Origin of the sequence: Microbacterium sp. A20 (assembly GCF_004794515.1) — a bacterium.
Taxonomy (GTDB): domain Bacteria; phylum Actinomycetota; class Actinomycetes; order Actinomycetales; family Microbacteriaceae; genus Microbacterium.
Genome location: NZ_SSDF01000088.1, coordinates 83111 through 98915 on the forward strand (window position 1 = coordinate 83111; position 15805 = coordinate 98915).

18 protein-coding genes are annotated in these 15805 nt (G+C 67.8%); 8 read left to right on the forward strand and 10 right to left on the reverse strand.

Features of this window, described 5'->3' with window-relative positions:
• Nucleotides 1–15 precede the first annotated feature (15 nt).
• From DW298_RS15595 to DW298_RS15605, 3 genes are all read right to left on the reverse strand, one after another.
• Nucleotides 16–486, reverse strand: a complete 471-nt coding sequence (locus DW298_RS15595; RefSeq protein WP_136043383.1) for an SIP domain-containing protein — start codon at nucleotides 484–486, stop codon at nucleotides 16–18.
• 74 nt (nucleotides 487–560) lie between these two features.
• Nucleotides 561–1274 (reverse strand): tyrosine-protein phosphatase, encoded by a 714-nt coding sequence (locus DW298_RS15600; protein WP_136043384.1) that lies wholly within the window; start codon nucleotides 1272–1274, stop codon nucleotides 561–563.
• The gene (locus DW298_RS15605) at nucleotides 1271–1747 is read right to left on the reverse strand and encodes a carboxymuconolactone decarboxylase family protein (RefSeq protein ID WP_136043385.1); all 477 of its coding nucleotides are present in this window, start codon (nucleotides 1745–1747) and stop codon (nucleotides 1271–1273) included. Before DW298_RS15605 ends, DW298_RS15600 begins: the two co-directional genes overlap by 4 nt.
• Nucleotides 1748–1864: 117 nt before the next feature.
• On the opposite strand from DW298_RS15605, the gene DW298_RS15610 reads away from it, so the two are divergent.
• The 6 genes from DW298_RS15610 to DW298_RS15635 all read left to right on the forward strand — a co-directional run bounded on the left by DW298_RS15610 (nucleotide 1865) and on the right by DW298_RS15635 (nucleotide 7887).
• Nucleotides 1865–2845 (forward strand): alpha/beta hydrolase, encoded by a 981-nt coding sequence (locus DW298_RS15610; RefSeq protein ID WP_136043386.1) that lies wholly within the window; start codon nucleotides 1865–1867, stop codon nucleotides 2843–2845.
• A gap of 93 nt (nucleotides 2846–2938) precedes the next feature.
• Nucleotides 2939–4459, forward strand: a complete 1521-nt coding sequence (locus DW298_RS15615; protein ID WP_136043387.1) for an ABC transporter substrate-binding protein — start codon at nucleotides 2939–2941, stop codon at nucleotides 4457–4459.
• A 17-nt stretch (nucleotides 4460–4476) separates the two neighbouring features.
• Nucleotides 4477–5427: an ABC transporter permease gene (locus DW298_RS15620; RefSeq protein ID WP_136043388.1), complete on the forward strand. Its 951-nt coding sequence runs from the start codon at nucleotides 4477–4479 to the stop codon at nucleotides 5425–5427.
• Entirely contained in the window at nucleotides 5424–6293 is an 870-nt protein-coding gene (locus tag DW298_RS15625) for an ABC transporter permease (RefSeq protein WP_136043389.1), read from the forward strand. The genes DW298_RS15620 and DW298_RS15625 overlap by 4 nt, the downstream gene beginning before the upstream one ends.
• The gene (locus DW298_RS15630) at nucleotides 6290–7081 is read left to right on the forward strand and encodes an ABC transporter ATP-binding protein (protein ID WP_136043390.1); all 792 of its coding nucleotides are present in this window, start codon (nucleotides 6290–6292) and stop codon (nucleotides 7079–7081) included. The genes DW298_RS15625 and DW298_RS15630 overlap by 4 nt, the downstream gene beginning before the upstream one ends.
• On the forward strand, nucleotides 7078–7887 hold the full coding sequence (locus DW298_RS15635) for an ABC transporter ATP-binding protein (protein WP_205820400.1): 810 nt from the start codon (nucleotides 7078–7080) through the stop codon (nucleotides 7885–7887). Before DW298_RS15630 ends, DW298_RS15635 begins: the two co-directional genes overlap by 4 nt.
• Before the next feature lie 22 nt (nucleotides 7888–7909).
• Here DW298_RS15635 and DW298_RS15640 read toward each other — a convergent pair whose 3' ends face one another.
• From DW298_RS15640 to DW298_RS15665, 7 genes are all read right to left on the reverse strand, one after another.
• Nucleotides 7910–8521: a GNAT family N-acetyltransferase gene (locus DW298_RS15640; protein WP_136043391.1), complete on the reverse strand. Its 612-nt coding sequence runs from the start codon at nucleotides 8519–8521 to the stop codon at nucleotides 7910–7912.
• Nucleotides 8522–8592: 71 nt separating this feature from the next.
• Complete coding sequence (locus tag DW298_RS15645; protein ID WP_205820401.1) at nucleotides 8593–8940, reverse strand: hypothetical protein; 348 nt, start codon at nucleotides 8938–8940, stop codon at nucleotides 8593–8595.
• A 627-nt stretch (nucleotides 8941–9567) separates the two neighbouring features.
• Entirely contained in the window at nucleotides 9568–10038 is a 471-nt protein-coding gene (locus DW298_RS19550; RefSeq protein WP_136057593.1) for a hypothetical protein, read from the reverse strand.
• A 57-nt stretch (nucleotides 10039–10095) separates the two neighbouring features.
• The gene (locus tag DW298_RS15650; RefSeq protein ID WP_136043393.1) at nucleotides 10096–10869 is read right to left on the reverse strand and encodes a hypothetical protein; all 774 of its coding nucleotides are present in this window, start codon (nucleotides 10867–10869) and stop codon (nucleotides 10096–10098) included.
• On the reverse strand, nucleotides 10859–11629 hold the full coding sequence (locus tag DW298_RS15655) for a hypothetical protein (protein WP_136043394.1): 771 nt from the start codon (nucleotides 11627–11629) through the stop codon (nucleotides 10859–10861). Before DW298_RS15655 ends, DW298_RS15650 begins: the two co-directional genes overlap by 11 nt.
• Nucleotides 11630–11702: 73 nt before the next feature.
• Nucleotides 11703–12422 (reverse strand): uracil-DNA glycosylase, encoded by a 720-nt coding sequence (locus tag DW298_RS15660; protein WP_136043395.1) that lies wholly within the window; start codon nucleotides 12420–12422, stop codon nucleotides 11703–11705.
• A gap of 1 nt (nucleotide 12423) precedes the next feature.
• Nucleotides 12424–13206: an SDR family oxidoreductase gene (locus DW298_RS15665; RefSeq protein WP_205820403.1), complete on the reverse strand. Its 783-nt coding sequence runs from the start codon at nucleotides 13204–13206 to the stop codon at nucleotides 12424–12426.
• A 195-nt stretch (nucleotides 13207–13401) separates the two neighbouring features.
• Between DW298_RS15665 and DW298_RS15670 the strand changes: the two genes are divergently transcribed.
• Entirely contained in the window at nucleotides 13402–14724 is a 1323-nt protein-coding gene (locus DW298_RS15670) for a bifunctional o-acetylhomoserine/o-acetylserine sulfhydrylase (protein WP_136043396.1), read from the forward strand.
• Between the two features lie 129 nt (nucleotides 14725–14853).
• On the forward strand, nucleotides 14854–15786 hold the full coding sequence (locus DW298_RS15675; protein WP_136043397.1) for an endonuclease/exonuclease/phosphatase family protein: 933 nt from the start codon (nucleotides 14854–14856) through the stop codon (nucleotides 15784–15786).
• Nucleotides 15787–15805: the final 19 nt, after the last annotated feature.

Here is a 15805-nt window from a genome sequence, read left to right on the forward strand (position 1 = left end):
GCCGCGCTCGCGTGATCAGCGGTCGGCGGGAAGCAGGCCGAAGCGCTCGGGCGCGTGGATGAGTGCGGGCGAGATCTCCAGCGCGCTCGTCAGGTGCTCGACGATGTCGGCGGTGCCGAGGTAGCCGCCGAGCAGCGTGACGCGCGTCTCGATCTCGTCGTCGCACATCATCTCGTCGGCCCACGCGCAGGTCGCGCGGGCCAGGGCCTGACCGGGGGCGCAGGCACGCCCGCTGCCGGGAGCACCGGAACGCTGCTCGCGAGCCAGCCACGTGACCGTCATGCGCCCCGGAGCCTCGATCACGCCGATGTCGGCGACCGAGGGCACCTCGATGAAGATGCGTCCGGACGCGCACAGCGGGAGCGTCGTCAGGAACACCTCGAGCTCGGTGAGGGACTGTTCGTCCGCCGTCACCAGGTGGTGCGCGCGCTGACGTGCCGCGCGGCGTGCTGCGCGCGTGCTGCGAGTCTCGAGCGAGGTGTTCATGATGCTCTCATCGTACACCAAGTGAAGGCTTGCCTAACCTTCGTCGCGCGAGGAACCGGCGGGCGTGACGCGGGCTACTCCACCGGCTCGACGAGCGCGGACCTCAACGCGTCGAGCTCTGCCTCGGTCATCCCGTTGGCCCGCAGGTAACCCGCCGCAGAACCCCAGCGCTCATCGACCTGCTCCAGCAGACTCCGCATCACCGACGCGGGCGACTGCGTCGCGAGAGCCACCGCATGCACCGCTTCGGGGTGCTCGGCACGGAGATAGGCGGCGATGCGCCGCGAGCGCTCCGCCGGCAGCTGCGACTCCGTGAGCGCATAGTCGGCGATCACCGCCTCGCGATCTGCTCCGACAGCGGAGAGCGCGAGGGCGACCGTCACCCCGGTGCGGTCCTTCCCGACCGTGCAGTGCACCAATGTGGGTGCCCCCACGGCGATGATGCGGATGGCCTCGACCAGCCGCTCTCCACTCTCCTCGAGCAGATGCAGATAGAGGTCGTCGAGGCTCGTGTCGGCTTCGAAGAACGAACGGACCGACCCCAGGAACAGCGGGAGATGCGTGGTGTCCGGCCCCTCGATCTCGGTGGGCTCGGCTGCCACCTCCTCGCCGTCGCGGAGGTCGACGATGTGCTGCACCTTCGCACGGAGCGCGGCCGCTCCTCTGGTCGTGGCCCCGGAGAGCTGGCCTGACCGCAACAGGACACCCGCGCGGATGCGGCCGCCCGACGCCGGCATACCGCCGACATCTCGGACGTTGGTGACACCGTCGACCTCGAGGATCGTCATGCCTGAGCCTGTGGCGTCCGCGGGGGAACCGGGTAGCGTCCGGCGATCACGACACGGTTGAACGCGTTGATGGAGACGCATGCCCAGCTGAGGGCCGCATACTCCTTCTCGGTGAAGACGCTGCCGACCAGGTCGTACACCTCGTCGGACACCCCGTCCTCGGAGATGAAGGTGAAAGCCTCGGCGAGTTCGAGCGCCGCGCGCTCCCGCTCGCTGAACACGCCGCTCTCGCGCCAGGTCGGGATCTGGGTGAGCGTGTCGGTGTCGATGCCGGCGGCGACAGCCCGGTCGACGTGGATACGGGCGCAGTACGCGCAGCCGTTGAGCTGGGAGCAGTGGATCATGACGATCTCCTTGAGACGATCGTCGATGCCGTTCGCCGCGCAGATCTGCCCGACGGTCTTCGAGAACGCATCGAGCGCCTGATACGCGGTCGGCTCGGTCTTGGACAGGTGCACACGCGTCTCACTCATGACTCCATGATATTCGGCGGTCGCGCTCACGGTCTCGGCGAGCTTCGATGGCGTGGAATGCACAATGCCAGGAGCCAATGACAAAGTTTCACCAGAATGACACCCAATACTCAAAAGATGATTGGCACACTGCTCCCGCATTTCTCCTGCGTCATCGCGGAGGAGCAGAATATCCACGTGGCGATCGACATCAGCGAGTTCAGCTATCTTCCCGCACAGGCCGAAGCGCTCGGCGTTCCCCTCCCGGAGGTGGAGCGTCTCACCCTCCCCCTCTCCGACGGACGCTCCCTGAGCGCTCTGCGGTTCGGCGGAGAGGCGCCCCAGGTCACACTCCTGCACGGCGCGGGCCTGAACGCGCACACGTGGGACACGACGTCTCTCGCGCTCGGGCTGCCGCTGCTCGCGATCGACCTGGCCGGCCACGGCGACTCGTCCTGGCGGGACGACGTCGACTACACCCCGCGCACCCTCGCACGCGATGTCGCCGAGGCACTCGATGCGTGGACGACGCAGCCCCAGGTCGTCGTCGGGCACTCGCTCGGCGGACTCACGGGTGCCGCCCTCGCGGCTACTCGCCCTGATCTGGTCGCCGAGCTCGTCATCGTCGACATCACCCCCGGGATCGACGTCACCGCCGGACCGGCGGCGCTGCGCGAGTTCTACGCCGGCCCCACGGACTTCGCCTCCCGGGACGAGCTCGTCGACAAGGCGATCTCGCTCGGCTTCGGCGGCAGCCGTCCCGAGACCGAACGCGGTGTGTTCCTCAACACCCGCGTGCGCCCCGACGGTCGCGTGGAGTGGAAGCACCACTTCGCACACCTCGCCGCACACGCCCTCGCCGCGCACGACCCCGGGTCGGCCACCGCGCCGTCGGTCCTCCACGAGACCGGATGGGACGACCTGTCCGGAGTCCGCGCCCCGATCACCCTCGTCCGCGCCGCCCGCGGTTTCGTCAGCGAGGCCGACGCCGCGGACTTCCAGCGGCGAGTGCCCGCAGCCCGCGTCGTGACCCTGGACGCGACGCACAACGTGCAGGAGACTGCCCCGGTCGAGCTGGCCGGCCTCATCGCGACAGCATCCGCCGCTCGCGGAATATGACGTTCCGTTCCACACCCGACCCGCACCCCGCCACGCAACTCTAGGCTCGATCCAACGGCACACAGCAACTGCCGCACCGAGAGGAATCGCCCCATGTTCCGACGCACCCGACGTCTCGCGCTGATCTCCGCGCTCGCGGCCACCGCCGTCATCCTCAGCGCCTGCGCCGGCTCCCCCGCGCCCAGCCCTTCCGAGAGCGCCGGCGAGCCCGACCCCGACGCGACCCTGCACGTGGGACTGGTCCTCGAACCGACCAACCTCGACATCCGGCACACCAGTGGCGCGGCTCTCGAGCAGATCCTCATCGACAACATCTACGAGGGCCTGGTCACCCGCACGCAGGACAACGAGATCGAAGGGCGTCTCGCCTCGGACTACGAGGTCTCCGACGACGGCCTGACGTACACGTTCACCCTCGGTGAAGGGATCCTCTTCCACGACGGCACCCCGCTCACCTCCGCCGACGTGGTGTCCTCCTACGAGACCGTGCGCACCGACGCCACCGTGCAGGGGAACGCCGACTTCGCGGCCGTCTCGTCGATCACGGCTCCGGATGCCACCACGGTGCAGATCGCGCTCACCGAGCCGAACCAGAACTTCCTGTTCGCTCTGACGGGTCCGGCGGGGCTGGTCTTCAAGACCGGCGACACCACCGACCTGAAGTCGGCCGAGAACGGCACCGGGCCGTTCACGCTGACCCGCTGGAACAAGGGCAGCACCATCACCTTCGCCCGCAATGACGACTACTGGGGAGACCCGGCCGGTGTCGCGCAGGTCGAGTTCCAGTACATCCCCGACTTCACGGCCGGCGTCAACGCCGCCCTCGCCGGCGACGTCGATGTGCTCACCGCCGTCGATCCCAACCTCGCCCCGCAGCTCGAGGACTCCGGCGACTTCGCACTGACGAAGGGCCGCACCACCGACAAGGCCACTCTGGCGTTCAACAACAAGAAGGCGCCGCTCGACGACGTCCGCGTGCGTGAGGCACTCCGCCTCGCCATCGACCACGATGCGCTGATCGAGGCCGTCGGTGCCGGCACGACGCTGTTCGGTCCGATCCCCGAGCTCGACCCCGGCTACGAAGACCTGTCGGACGTGATCTCGTACGACCCGGAGAAGGCCAAGGAGCTGCTCGCCGAAGCCGGCCAGGAAGACCTGGAGCTCACCCTCACGATCCCCGCGTTCTACGGGACGACGGTGCCCAAGGTGCTGATCTCCGACTTCAAGAAGGTCGGCGTCTCCCTCGACGTCAATTCGGTCGAGTTCCCGACCTGGCTCGAAGACGTGTACACGAACAAGGACTACGACCTCAGCTTCGTGCTGCACGTCGAGCCACGCGACTTCGGCAACTTCGCCAACCCCGACTACTACTTCGGCTACGACAACGCCGAGGTGCAGGACCTGTACTCCAAGGCTCTGGCCGAGGTGGACCCCGACAAGTCCGCTGAGCTGCTGGCGCAGGCCGCGCGCATCGTGTCGGAGGACCACGCTGCCGACTGGCTGTACAACGGCGAGACCATCACGGCCGTGGCACCGATCGTCGCCGGATTCCCCGAGGACTCGATCAACTCCCGGATCAACCTCGCCGGCGTGACCGTCTCCGCAGAGAAGTAGCAAGCGGTCACCCCTTCGTGATCCGCTACGCGCTCGTCCGAGGAGCCCTGCTCATCGCAGGGCTCCTCGTGTCGAGCGTGCTCATCTTCCTCACCCTCCGGGTCTTCCCGGGAGACGTCGCTCAGCTGATCGCCGGCACCCAGGCGTCCCCCGCCGAGGTCGACGCCCTCCGGGAGTCGCTCGGGCTGAACCAGCCGCTCTTCACGCAGTACACCGACTGGATCGGCGGGATCTTCCGGGGTGACCTCGGCACCTCACTGCTCTCTGGCGCCTCGGTGGGCGAAGAACTGCTGCTCAAGGCCCAGGTCACCGTGCCCCTGGGCATCATGTCGCTGCTCATCGCCGTGCTCATCGCGGTGCCGTTCGGGATCCTCGCCGCCCTCCTGCGCGGCCGCCGCACCGGCACCGCCCTCAGCGTCGGCGCCCAGACGCTGGCCGCCGTGCCCGTCGTGTGGGCCGGCATGATGCTCATCGTCGTGTTCTCGGTGTGGCTCGGCTGGCTTCCGCCGCAGGGATTCCCCCGCACCGGCTGGTCGACGCCCGGGCGGGCGATCGAATCGCTGCTGCTCCCCGCGCTGACGATCGGCGTGGTCGAGGGCGCCATGCTCATGCGCTTCGTGCGCAGCGCGACCCTGCAGGCCGCCGGACAGGACTTCGTCCGCACGGCCGCGGCGAAAGGGCTGACCCGCACGCGCGCGCTCATCCAGCACGGTATCCCTGCGGTGGGACTGTCGATCATCACGGTGCTCGGACTCCAGGTCGCCGGGATCATCGTCGGATCCGTGGTCATCGAGCAGCTGTTCACCCTCCCCGGCATCGGACGGATGCTGGTCGCCGACGTCGGCACCCGCGACCTCATCAAGGTGCAGAGCGAGCTCCTCGTGCTGACCGGCTTCGTGCTGGTGGTGGGCTTCGTCGTCGACCTGCTGCACCGCGCCATCGATCCTCGACAGCGGGAGGCCGCATGACGCCGCGCTGGCTCGGCCGACTCTGGGGCACCCCCACGGGGCGCTTCGGGATCATCGTCGTCGTCGTGATCGCCCTGACCGCGATCGTGGCGCTGTTCTGGACCCCGTTCGACCCGCAGGCGTCGGACATCGGCGACCGCTGGCTGCCGCCGAGCTGGCCGCACCTGCTCGGCACCGACGACACCGGCCGCGACATCCTGAGCCTGCTGATGGCGGGCGCGCGCACGACCGTCTTCGTCAGCGTCGGCGCGGGAATCGTGGCCACGCTCGTCGGCATCGCCCTGGCCGCCCTCGGCGCCCTCACCGCGCGGTGGATGCGTGAGACCGTCGCGGTTCTCGTCGACATCCTGATCGCCTTCCCCGTGCTGCTGATCGCCATGATGATCTCGTCCGTCTGGGGCGGGTCGCTCTGGGTCGTGATCTGGGCCGTGGGGATCGGCTTCGGCGTGAACATCGCCCGTGTCACCCGACCGGAGCTGCGCCGCGTGCAGCAGAGCGACTTCGTGCTCGCCGCCCGCGCCGCCGGCCTCACACCGACGCAGAGTCTCGTGCGGCACCTGCTGCCGAACGTCGCCCCGGTCTTCATCGTGCAGCTCTCCTGGTCGATGGCGGTCGCGGTGCTCGCCGAGGCCGGCCTGTCCTACCTCGGATTCGGCGCATCGGTGGTCGAGCCGAGCTGGGGACTGCTGCTCGCCGACCTCCAGCGCTACATCGGCGTGCACCCGCTGTCGGTGATCTGGCCGGGGCTCGCCATCACGATCACCGTGCTCGCGCTCAACCTGCTCGGAGACGGGCTCCGCGAGGCGACCGATCCGACCCTGCGGCACCGCGCCGCCGAGGTCCACACCCCGGGAGTGGTCGCATGAGCCTGTCCGTGCGGGATCTGGTGGTCGAGATCGACGGGCGCCGCGTCGTCGACGGGATCTCGTTCGAGGTACCCGACGGCGCGCGGCTCGGGCTGATCGGTGAATCCGGATCCGGCAAGTCGCTCACCGCCCTCGCGGTCCTCGGGCTGCTCCCTGACGGCGCGACCGCGAGCGGCAGCATCCGCTGGAACGGCGTCGAGCTGATCGGGATGCCAGATCGGGAGCTCGCGAAGCTCCGCGGGGACGACATCGGCATCGTGTTCCAGGAGCCCCGGACTGCACTCAACCCCATCCGGACGGTGGGGAGGCAGATCGCCGAATCCATCCGCATCCACGAGGGGCTCGGCCGTCGGGAAGCCCGGGAACGCGCGATCGCGGAAGCGGCACGCGTACGGCTCCCCGATCCCGAGTCGATCGTGGACCGGTACCCGCACCAGCTCTCGGGCGGTCAGCGCCAGCGCGTCGCGATCGCCATGGCACTCGCCTGTCGTCCGCGGCTGCTCATCGCCGACGAGCCGACCACCGCGCTCGACGTCACGATCCAGGCCGAGATCCTCTCCCTGCTGCTCGCGCTCGTCGCCGACGAGGGGATGTCGCTCGTGTTCATCACGCACGACCTCGCCGTGCTCGCGCAGGTCGCGACCGAGGGCGTGGTGCTCGAGCACGGACGCGTCGTCGAGGCCGCCCCCGTCTCGACGCTGCTGTCGACTCCTGCCTCGCCGGTCACCCAGGGCCTGCTGCGGGATGCGACTGCGACTCTCTGGCGCCCGAACGGCGGTGCCGCATGAGTCTGATCGAGGCACGGGGACTCCGCCGCGACTTCGTCGTCCCGAAGCGGACCGCGTTCGAGCGCACCCGCACGCAGACGGCGCTGGCGGCGACCGACCTCGATGTCGTCGAGGGCTCGTCGGTGGGGATCATCGGCGAGTCGGGATCGGGGAAGTCCACGCTCGTGCGGCTGCTGCTCGGCCTCGACCGTCCCACGACCGGGACGGTGTCGATCGACGGGCGGCCTGTCGACGCTGCGGCATCTGCGAAGTCGCTGCACTGGCTGCGTCGGGAGACCGGGCTGGTCTTCCAGGATCCGTACGCGTCGCTCGACCCGCGGATGACCGCCGGTCAGATCGTGCGGGAGCCGCTGTGGGCGCTCGGCATCGAGGGAGACCACCGGGCGCGAGTACGCGAAGTGCTGGCGCAGGTCGGGCTCGAGCCCGAGATGGGCGACCGTTATCCGCACGAGTTCTCCGGCGGCCAGCGCCAGCGGATCGCGCTCGCCCGGGCGATCGTGCACCGCCCCCGCATCCTGGTCGGCGACGAGCCGCTCTCCGCCCTCGACGTGACGGTGCGCGCGCAGATCCTCGAGCTGCTGATCGAGCTCCGCCGCACGACCGATCTCACGCTCCTGCTGGTGTCGCACGACATCGGCGTGGTGCAGAACCTGTGCGACGCGGTCGTCGTGATGAAGGACGGCCACATCGTCGAGCGGGGTTCGACGCAGGATGTGCTGCTGCAGCCCACGGAGGACTACACGAAGACGCTGCTCGCGGCGATCCCGGTGATCCCGGCTGCTCCCCCTCGCCCCTCCAGCGACTGAGCCGCCGCGACCCGCGAGGTCGTCAGCGCGCGCCGAAGAGCCTACGACGGCGTCCGGTCGGCTTGAGCACGCGCCGCATGTACACCGTGCCGAGGTCGCGACCGAACTTGTAGCCGACCCGGCCCATGCGACCGGCTTCGACGAACCCCAGCTTCTCGTGCAGCCGGATCGACGCCTCCGCACCGCGGTCGCTGATCACCGCGACCATCTCGCGCAGGCCGATCTGCTCGCAGGCATCGATCAGCGCCTGGAGCAGGGCCGCGCCGAGCCCCTTCCCGCCCGCGCCCGGTCCGAGGTAGATCGAGTCCTCGACCGTGTACTTGTAGGCGTTCTTACCGGCCCAGGGCTGCGCGAGCGCGTATCCCATGACCACGCCGGCCGGCGAGACCGCCACGAGGAACGGCAGTTCCAGGCGAGTGAGCAGCGCGTACTTGTCACGCCAGTACGGGATGCTGCTGCGCCGCTCGTCGAGCGTCACAGCCGAGTTGCTCACGAAATGGTTGTAGATCTCGCGGACGTGTGGCAGGTCCGCCGGACGCGCCGCACGGATCGTGTACGAGAAGACCTCGGGGGCGACCTCGGGCCGGAGGTGGCGCGGGAGGACGCGGCGACGGTCCCCCGGTTCGAACTGCATGCGCTCAGCCTATTGGGAGCACGTTCCGCGGCGGAAGATCCGGACTTCTGGGTGCCGCAGGCGCGATCACGCTAATGATTAGTGAACCGCCACGGCGACTCGGGGTCGATGACTTGCACCTCATCTGCACCAGTTCGGAAGAGATACGAATCAGCCTCTTTCTCTTGCGGCAGGGGGCACAGTTCCACGACGAACTCCGCCAGAAGCGCAGATACCCGCTCGCTCACTTCGCTTCGATCGCCCCAGAAGACCAGGACATCAGTCGGATGCGATGGATCGAGCACGACGAACTCCGGGTTGAACGTCACCTCGATCAAGACGTCTTGCGGCCGCGACTCGGTCACGAACTTCAGGTAGAACGGCCCCCAGTCCGCAGTGCGAGAAAAACCGATGGCACCACCAGCGAGGATGCGCGTCACTGCATCTGCGGTCGAACCCGTTACCCCGCTCATTGCAGCCACAGGTGGAAGTTCCAGCGAACTCCATTGCGCCCGAGGTTCATTTTGATCCTCCGGTCCCCTGGCCGTCACGACGGGCTCTGGCTGATCGACGCGGGCCGGTTCCCGCCCCCGACTCTGCCCCGAGCCACCGATTCAGTGCTTCCGAGGTGCGTCGCGCTGTGTGCCGATTGCAGACACTTCCGTGCAACCGAGCGGTGTCTCCGTTCCGCAGTTCCGCGACGACGCGGCCACTCTCGAGTTGCCCGCCGTAAACGGTCCAGCCGGCGACGAACAGATATCCCATATACGCCTCCTCGCGAAACCGAACGATCTCAGCCTTCTCGTAGGTGCGCGTCCGCCACCAAGAGGTGACGACGATGCGATCTCCGTCTACGCGAATCCCCGTGAACGGCAGCCGGCCCCAGCACCACGCGCAGATCAGCACCGAACCGGCCAGGAGACTGATGACGAAGGGCGGAATCGTCGAGCCGATATCGATCAGCGCGAGCAGCGGCAGGAGGCCGAAGAAGAACGTGGCCGGCCCGAGTCTCCTCGCTCTCTCGGCGAGAGCCTGCTTGCGTATCGACCTAGCGCGCAGCCCATTCCTCACGAGCTAGGCCGCCAGGGCGGCGCGATCCCGCGTCCGGCCCCATATCCGCGATACAGGCGCATCTGTTCGCCTCTCACTGTGACATCCACAAACGGCGTCCGCAGAAAACGAGTACGTCCACCGCGTCCGCCCGCTCGGACATACTGCAATCCGATCGCGACTCGGCGCCGCAGTTGCTCCTCCTCATCCGCCAATGACTGTCGAAGCTCATGTTCGTCATCAGCCAACAAGACATCCTCGTCGATCTCGTCCAGGAAGTAAGTGTCGTCAAGACTCAAGGAATATAGATTGCTCGCAATTCGGGCGATGCAGGTGACACGGTCGCCACCGAGGCGCGATCTTAGCCAAAGCCTCGCCCCGGACTCGTCCGCCATAACAACGGCGTCGACATTCTGCTCCCCCTCAACCATCGATGCCAGGAGCGAAGCTATAGCTTGGTTTGAACGCGCCATGGTCACTACATCCACTTCCCATACTTCCACCGCGGTAGATCCGGACCTCTGAGTACCGCGGGCGCGATCGCGCTAGTGATCTGCGAACTGCAACGGCGACTCAGGGTCGTGGCGCGCGAGCCGCGAGACTGTCCTCTCCACGATCTCCGTGAGTGCTACCCCCCAGTCGCCGGACACCCAGAACTTGCCAGGCTCGAGAATGGCGCGGGCCATCCGTTTCGCGTCTCGAAGACGCGTCGGCCGCACGTCCCCCCGCGCATCCCGGTAACTCCACCAGAGCGTCGCGAACCATGCTCGAACAGCCGCCTCCGGGGACAGAGCATCGCCACCCTGATCGACAGTCTGCGAACAGGTCTTCATTAGAAGCTTGGCCTCCCGCCCATCGATATCCTCTGAGACAACGTTCGAAAGGAGCCGGAGGAGATCGGCGCTCAGCGACGCGGGGCTCGCGAGCGCTTGGAGCAGCGGCGCGCGCGCAGCGAGACGCACCGCACCTTCATCGATCGCCGAGAGCGTGGCCGGTCGCGGCGGCAGGTCCAACAGAACGCCCTCGTCGGGGCCACGAACAACGCGAACGTAGTCCTGGTTGAAGAATCGCGCGGCGAGTGAATCCGAGATGTCGGTCTCGACCCGGCCGACAAGATCCTTGTGGATGCGAGTCGCGTGATCTCGCGGGACAATGTTTCGAAGAATGCTGAGCGTGTAATGGTGCGGCGTCCAACACGCGATTTCTACGAAGTCATCGGGGCCGACATCAATCGGATCCAAGGCGACAACACTCCCTGCCAACTCTCCCTCTTCAATATATCCAATGCTCTGCCATACTTCGTCCAGTTCAGTGCTCAATATGCATCCCGCCTGCGCGCCCCCGATACCCAATCACCGAGTATCTCCTGTGGGTATACGAGTGGTAATTCCAGCCAGTCCGATTAAAGGTATTCACTCCACTATTTCCTCGCGAGGTGATGCGCTTGACCGAAGGGTTCCTCAACAATGCTCGCGACGCGATCTGCGTCGCTCGGTAGCTTGCCTTCATAGTTGGCCGCGAGTGCGTGGTTTTGTTCACGAAATTGTCGTTTCTCCACTGAGTACTCTTGCGCACCACGTTTGTCGCTTGCGAGACCGTACGCAACCGATTGGCCACATTCATGCCTCTAGTGAACTTTGCCCCGTAGTAAACCACCCGCGCGGCAACGACGGCCACCTTGATCGCGGCACCGGCGACGGTACTGACGCCGGGCACGAACATTATTGCGGTTGAGACTATGTCCAGCGCAAGTAGCCAGTCGAACTCGCCTGACAGATCGCTGCTCCCGATGGGATCTGTCGGCCAGACGTAGTCGTTGTCGACGCCGCCCTCGACGGGGTCGACCTGAAGGAATCGACCGAGGGCCGGCACATAGAGCCTCGCCCCCATCTCGATCATCAGGACAGTTGATTCCGCTTCAACCGGCTTCCGGGCGCCCTGATGCCATCCGCTCGCGCCATCGTTCTGACCGGCGGCATTGGCGGCGATAGTGCCGATCGCGAACGTGGTCATATCCAACGGCTGACCGAACGGTTCGTAAAGCTGCAGCGCCCCGTGGCCAGCCCCGTCACCGGTCACCAGGGTGTGCCCGAGAAGACTCGGACTTGAGTGCCGTGCCGCAAATCGAATCGAAGAATTCGCTCTGCAGCGCCTAGATCAGGCGCTCAGCCTCCGCAGGCTCGCCGCCCACCCGCCAGTCGATCGCCTCCGCACCCTGCTCCGCGAGGAGCGCATTCACGCGGGAGAACGGACGGGAGCCGAAGAAGCCGCGGCTGGCAGACAGCGGAGACGGGTGGGCCGAGGCGAGGATCGGCGTCGAACCCAGCATCGGCTGCAGATTCGCGGCATCCTTTCCCCACAGCACGGCGACGAGCGGCTGATCGCGCGCGACGAGCGTCCGAATCGCGAGCTCGGTGACCTTCTCCCACCCCCAACCGCGGTGCGAGGCGGCGGCACCCGGGCGCACGGTGAGCACGCGGTTGAGGAGGAGCACGCCCTGATCGCTCCACCCGGTCAGGTCGCCGTGGGGTGCCGGCGGGATGCCGAGATCGCTCTCGCGCTCCTTGTAGATGTTGGTGAGGCTGCGCGGCAGCGGTCGCACGTCACGGTCGACCGCGAACGACAGACCGATCGGGTGACCGGGCGTCGGATACGGGTCCTGTCCGGTTATCAGCACCCGCACATCGGCGAGTGGCCGCTGGAAGGCCCGGAGCACGTTCTCACCGGACGGCAGGTACCCGTGCCCGGCCGCCTGCTCGGCGCGGAGTCGCTCGCCGATCTCCGTGATGGTGTCCTGTACCGGAGCGAGCGCCTCCGCCCACCCCGCGTCGATCCGCCCGTCGGCAGCGAGCTCGGCGAGAGACGGCGCCACGTCAGTCGATGGAGCGCACGCGCAGCGGACCGCGCGCGAGCAGGTGCTGAGCCGACTGCGCGACCGGGCGCATCGTGATCAGGTCAAGGTTGACGTGTCCCGGCGACTCCAGCGCATAGGCGATCACGTCGGCGACGTCTTCGGCGAGAAGAGGCGCTTCGACGCCCGAGTACACGGCCTCGGCGGCGGCGACGTCGCCCCCCAGACGGTTCAGCGTGAACTCCTCCGTGTGGACCATGCCGGGGGCGACTTCGACGACGCGGATCGGCTCGCCGTTGAGCTCCTGGCGGAGGACCTTCACCAGCATGCTCTCGGCGGCCTTCGCGGCGTTGTAACCGGCGCCGCCCGCATACGCCGACTGCGCGGCGGTCGAGGTGACGAAGAGCGTGTCGGCGTGGCCGTCTGCCGCAGCAGCGCGGCGCAGCAGCGGAAGCAGTCCGGCGACGAGGCGCTGCGTCGCCAGCACGTTGGCGTCGAACATCCACTGCCAGTCCGCGACCGACGCGTCTTCGATACGGTCAGTCCCGCGGGCCCCGCCGGCCACCTGCACCAGCGCGTGCACCGGCCCGGACTTCTCGAGTTCTGAGACGAGCGCGTCGACGGCAGCTGGGTCGGTCAGGTCACAGGCGATGGCCGAGGCCCCGGTCTCCGCGGCGAGCGCGGACAGACGGTCCTCGCGTCGGGCGACTCCGACGACATCCCATCCTCGTGCGCGGAGTGCGCGCACCGTTGCCGCGCCGATCCCCGAACTCGCACCTGTCACCACTGCACGTCTGTTCACCATGCCTCCACCGTACGATGTTCCGCCGGGAATGCGCAGACCCGCACGGGGCTGTCGCGGAACCCTTCTCCCCCGTGATTCCGGGCCTCCACCGTGTTACGTCACATTTCCCGGTTGTTGTTGACACGGACCGATCTTCCGTACTCTCGCTGCAACGGCATTCGCCATCCGACCTTCCGACCACTCCTGGGGGAAAACATGTCCGCACCTGAGTCCTGGCGCTTCGAGACCAAGCAGGTCCACTCCGGCGCTGCCCCCGACCCGGTCACGAAGGCTCGTGCCACGCCGATCTACCAGACCACCTCCTACGTGTTCGACAGTGCGGACCATGCGGCCAACCTCTTCGCGCTCGCGGAGTTCGGCAACATCTACACCCGCATCCAGAACCCGACGCAGGACGTGCTCGAGCAGCGCCTCGCCGCTCTCGAGGGCGGCACCGGAGCACTCGTGCTCGCCAGCGGCCAGGCCGCCTCGACCTTCGCGATCCTCAACATCGCGCAGGCCGGCGACCACTTCGTCGCCTCGAGCTCGATCTACGGCGGCACGTACAACCTCTTCAAGTACACGCTCGCCAAGCTCGGCATCGAGGTCACCTTCGTCGAGAACCAGGACGACGCCGAGGAATGGCGCCGCGCGGTCCGCCCGAACACGAAGCTGTTCTTCGCGGAGACCATCGGCAATCCGCAGATCAACATCCTCGACATCCGCGCCGTCGCCGACATCGCGCACGAATCCGGCGTCCCGCTGATCGTCGACAACACGATCGCGACCCCGTACCTGATCCGTCCGTTCGAGTTCGGCGCCGACATCGTCGTTCACTCCGTCACGAAGTTCCTCGGCGGGCACGGCACCACCATCGGCGGCGCCATCATCGACGGCGGAACGTTCGAGTGGTCGAAGAACGTCGACAAGTTCCCCGGCCTCACGGTTCCGGACCCGTCGTACCACGGCGCGAGCTACACCGCCGCGGTCGGCGACCCGCTCGCCTACATCATCAAGGCCCGCGTGCAGCTGCTGCGCGACCTGGGTTCGGCCATCGCGCCGCAGAGCGCCTGGAACCTCATCCAGGGCATCGAGACCCTGTCGCTGCGCATCGAGCGTCACGTGCAGAACGCGCAGGAGATCGCGGAGTGGCTCGACAGCCGTGACGACGTCGCGACCGTCAACTACTCGGGTCTGCCCTCCTCCCCCTGGTACGCCAAGGCGAACGAGTACGCCCCCAAGGGCGTCGGCGCCGTGCTGTCGTTCGAGCTCAAGGGCGGTGTCGAGGCCGGACGCGAGTTCGTGAACAGCCTGTCGCTGTTCAGCCACCTCGCCAACATCGGCGACGTGCGCTCGCTCGTCATCCACCCCGCGTCGACGACCCACGCGCAGCTCACCCCCGAGCAGCAGCTCACCGCGGGCGTCACGCCGGGCCTCGTCCGCCTCTCCGTGGGTATCGAGAACATCGAGGACCTGAAGGCCGACCTCGACCAGGCTCTCGCTGCGGCACGCGCCGTGTCGGAGGCTGCTCGCGCCTGACGCACAGCACAGTCGTGAGGATGCCCCGGACCACGCGGTCCGGGGCATCCTCACGTTCGCGGCAGGGTCACCATCCGGCCGAACCACAGGCGGCTCCGTCGAGAATGGGATCCCCACCGTGAGGAATGCATGATCGACGTCGCACACCGAGCACCGCTCGCCCGCCGAACCACGACGCGCCGTGCTCGCCGTCTCGCGATCGCCGGCATCATCGTGCTGGTCCTGGTCGCGTGCGGCTGGATCCCCGGCGTGATCGGTACTGCTGTCGCCGCCGTACTCCCCTGGCTCGGGCTCGTCATCCTCGCACTCGTCGTCACCGCGTTCTTCCTCGCGCGGCGCGTGATCGTGCTCCTCCTGGTGCCGGCACTCCTCTGGATCCTCGCGATGGTTCCTGCGCTCCCCGCCCTCCCGGCACCGGCCGACGCGGAGGAGGAGCTCACGATCGCCAGCCAGAACGTGCGCGCACACTCCGGGAGCGCCGCCGCCTCCGCCACAGAACTCGCGCGGAGCGAGGCGGATGTGATCGCCCTCACCGAACTCGACGGCGACAGCCTCTCCGCCGCGAGCGAGGTGCTCGCCGACGCCTACCCGCACTCCTACACGGTCGGCACGGTTGCCCTGTGGAGTCGATACCCCCTGACGAGTGCCGAACCGCTCACGCTCGGGCTCAGCTGGAAGCGCGCGCTCCGGGTCGAGGTGCAGAGCCCCGCGGGCCCGGTCGCCGTCTACGTGCTGCACGCCGCATCCGTGCGACCTGGGCAGCAGCAGGACCGCGACACCATGCTGCACGGCATCGCCGAGCAGGTCGCCTCCGACGAGGCCACGGCACTCGTCGTCGTCGGAGACTTCAATGCGCCGTCGACGGACCCGGCCCTCGCCGCGCTGCGTGCGGAGGCCGACTGGGCACGGCCGACCGACGGAACGCTCGGATTCACCTGGCCGGCCGCGTTCCCGCTCGTCCGGATCGACCAGGTGTTCGTCCGCGGAGTGGACGTCGTCACCTCGGGCACGCTGCGCACCGGGAACAGCGACCACCTCGCCACGATGACGCGCGTGCGCTGAGTCCTGCGCCCCTGGTCCG

Excerpts from the sequence above, each read along its gene's own strand:
- DW298_RS15595 (WP_136043383.1), bottom strand. The coding sequence starts at position 486 with ATGAACACCTCGCTCGAGACTCGCAGCACGCGCGCAGCACGCCGCGCG.
- DW298_RS15600 (WP_136043384.1), bottom strand. The coding sequence starts at position 1,274 with ATGACGATCCTCGAGGTCGACGGTGTCACCAACGTCCGAGATGTCGGC.
- DW298_RS15605 (WP_136043385.1), bottom strand. The coding sequence starts at position 1,747 with ATGAGTGAGACGCGTGTGCACCTGTCCAAGACCGAGCCGACCGCGTAT.
- DW298_RS15610 (WP_136043386.1), top strand. The coding sequence starts at position 1,865 with ATGATTGGCACACTGCTCCCGCATTTCTCCTGCGTCATCGCGGAGGAG.
- DW298_RS15615 (WP_136043387.1), top strand. The coding sequence starts at position 2,939 with ATGTTCCGACGCACCCGACGTCTCGCGCTGATCTCCGCGCTCGCGGCC.
- DW298_RS15625 (WP_136043389.1), top strand. The coding sequence starts at position 5,424 with ATGACGCCGCGCTGGCTCGGCCGACTCTGGGGCACCCCCACGGGGCGC.
- DW298_RS15630 (WP_136043390.1), top strand. The coding sequence starts at position 6,290 with ATGAGCCTGTCCGTGCGGGATCTGGTGGTCGAGATCGACGGGCGCCGC.
- DW298_RS15635 (WP_205820400.1), top strand. The coding sequence starts at position 7,078 with ATGAGTCTGATCGAGGCACGGGGACTCCGCCGCGACTTCGTCGTCCCG.
- DW298_RS15640 (WP_136043391.1), bottom strand. The coding sequence starts at position 8,521 with ATGCAGTTCGAACCGGGGGACCGTCGCCGCGTCCTCCCGCGCCACCTC.
- DW298_RS15665 (WP_205820403.1), bottom strand. The coding sequence starts at position 13,206 with ATGGTGAACAGACGTGCAGTGGTGACAGGTGCGAGTTCGGGGATCGGC.
- DW298_RS15670 (WP_136043396.1), top strand. The coding sequence starts at position 13,402 with ATGTCCGCACCTGAGTCCTGGCGCTTCGAGACCAAGCAGGTCCACTCC.
- DW298_RS15675 (WP_136043397.1), top strand. The coding sequence starts at position 14,854 with ATGATCGACGTCGCACACCGAGCACCGCTCGCCCGCCGAACCACGACG.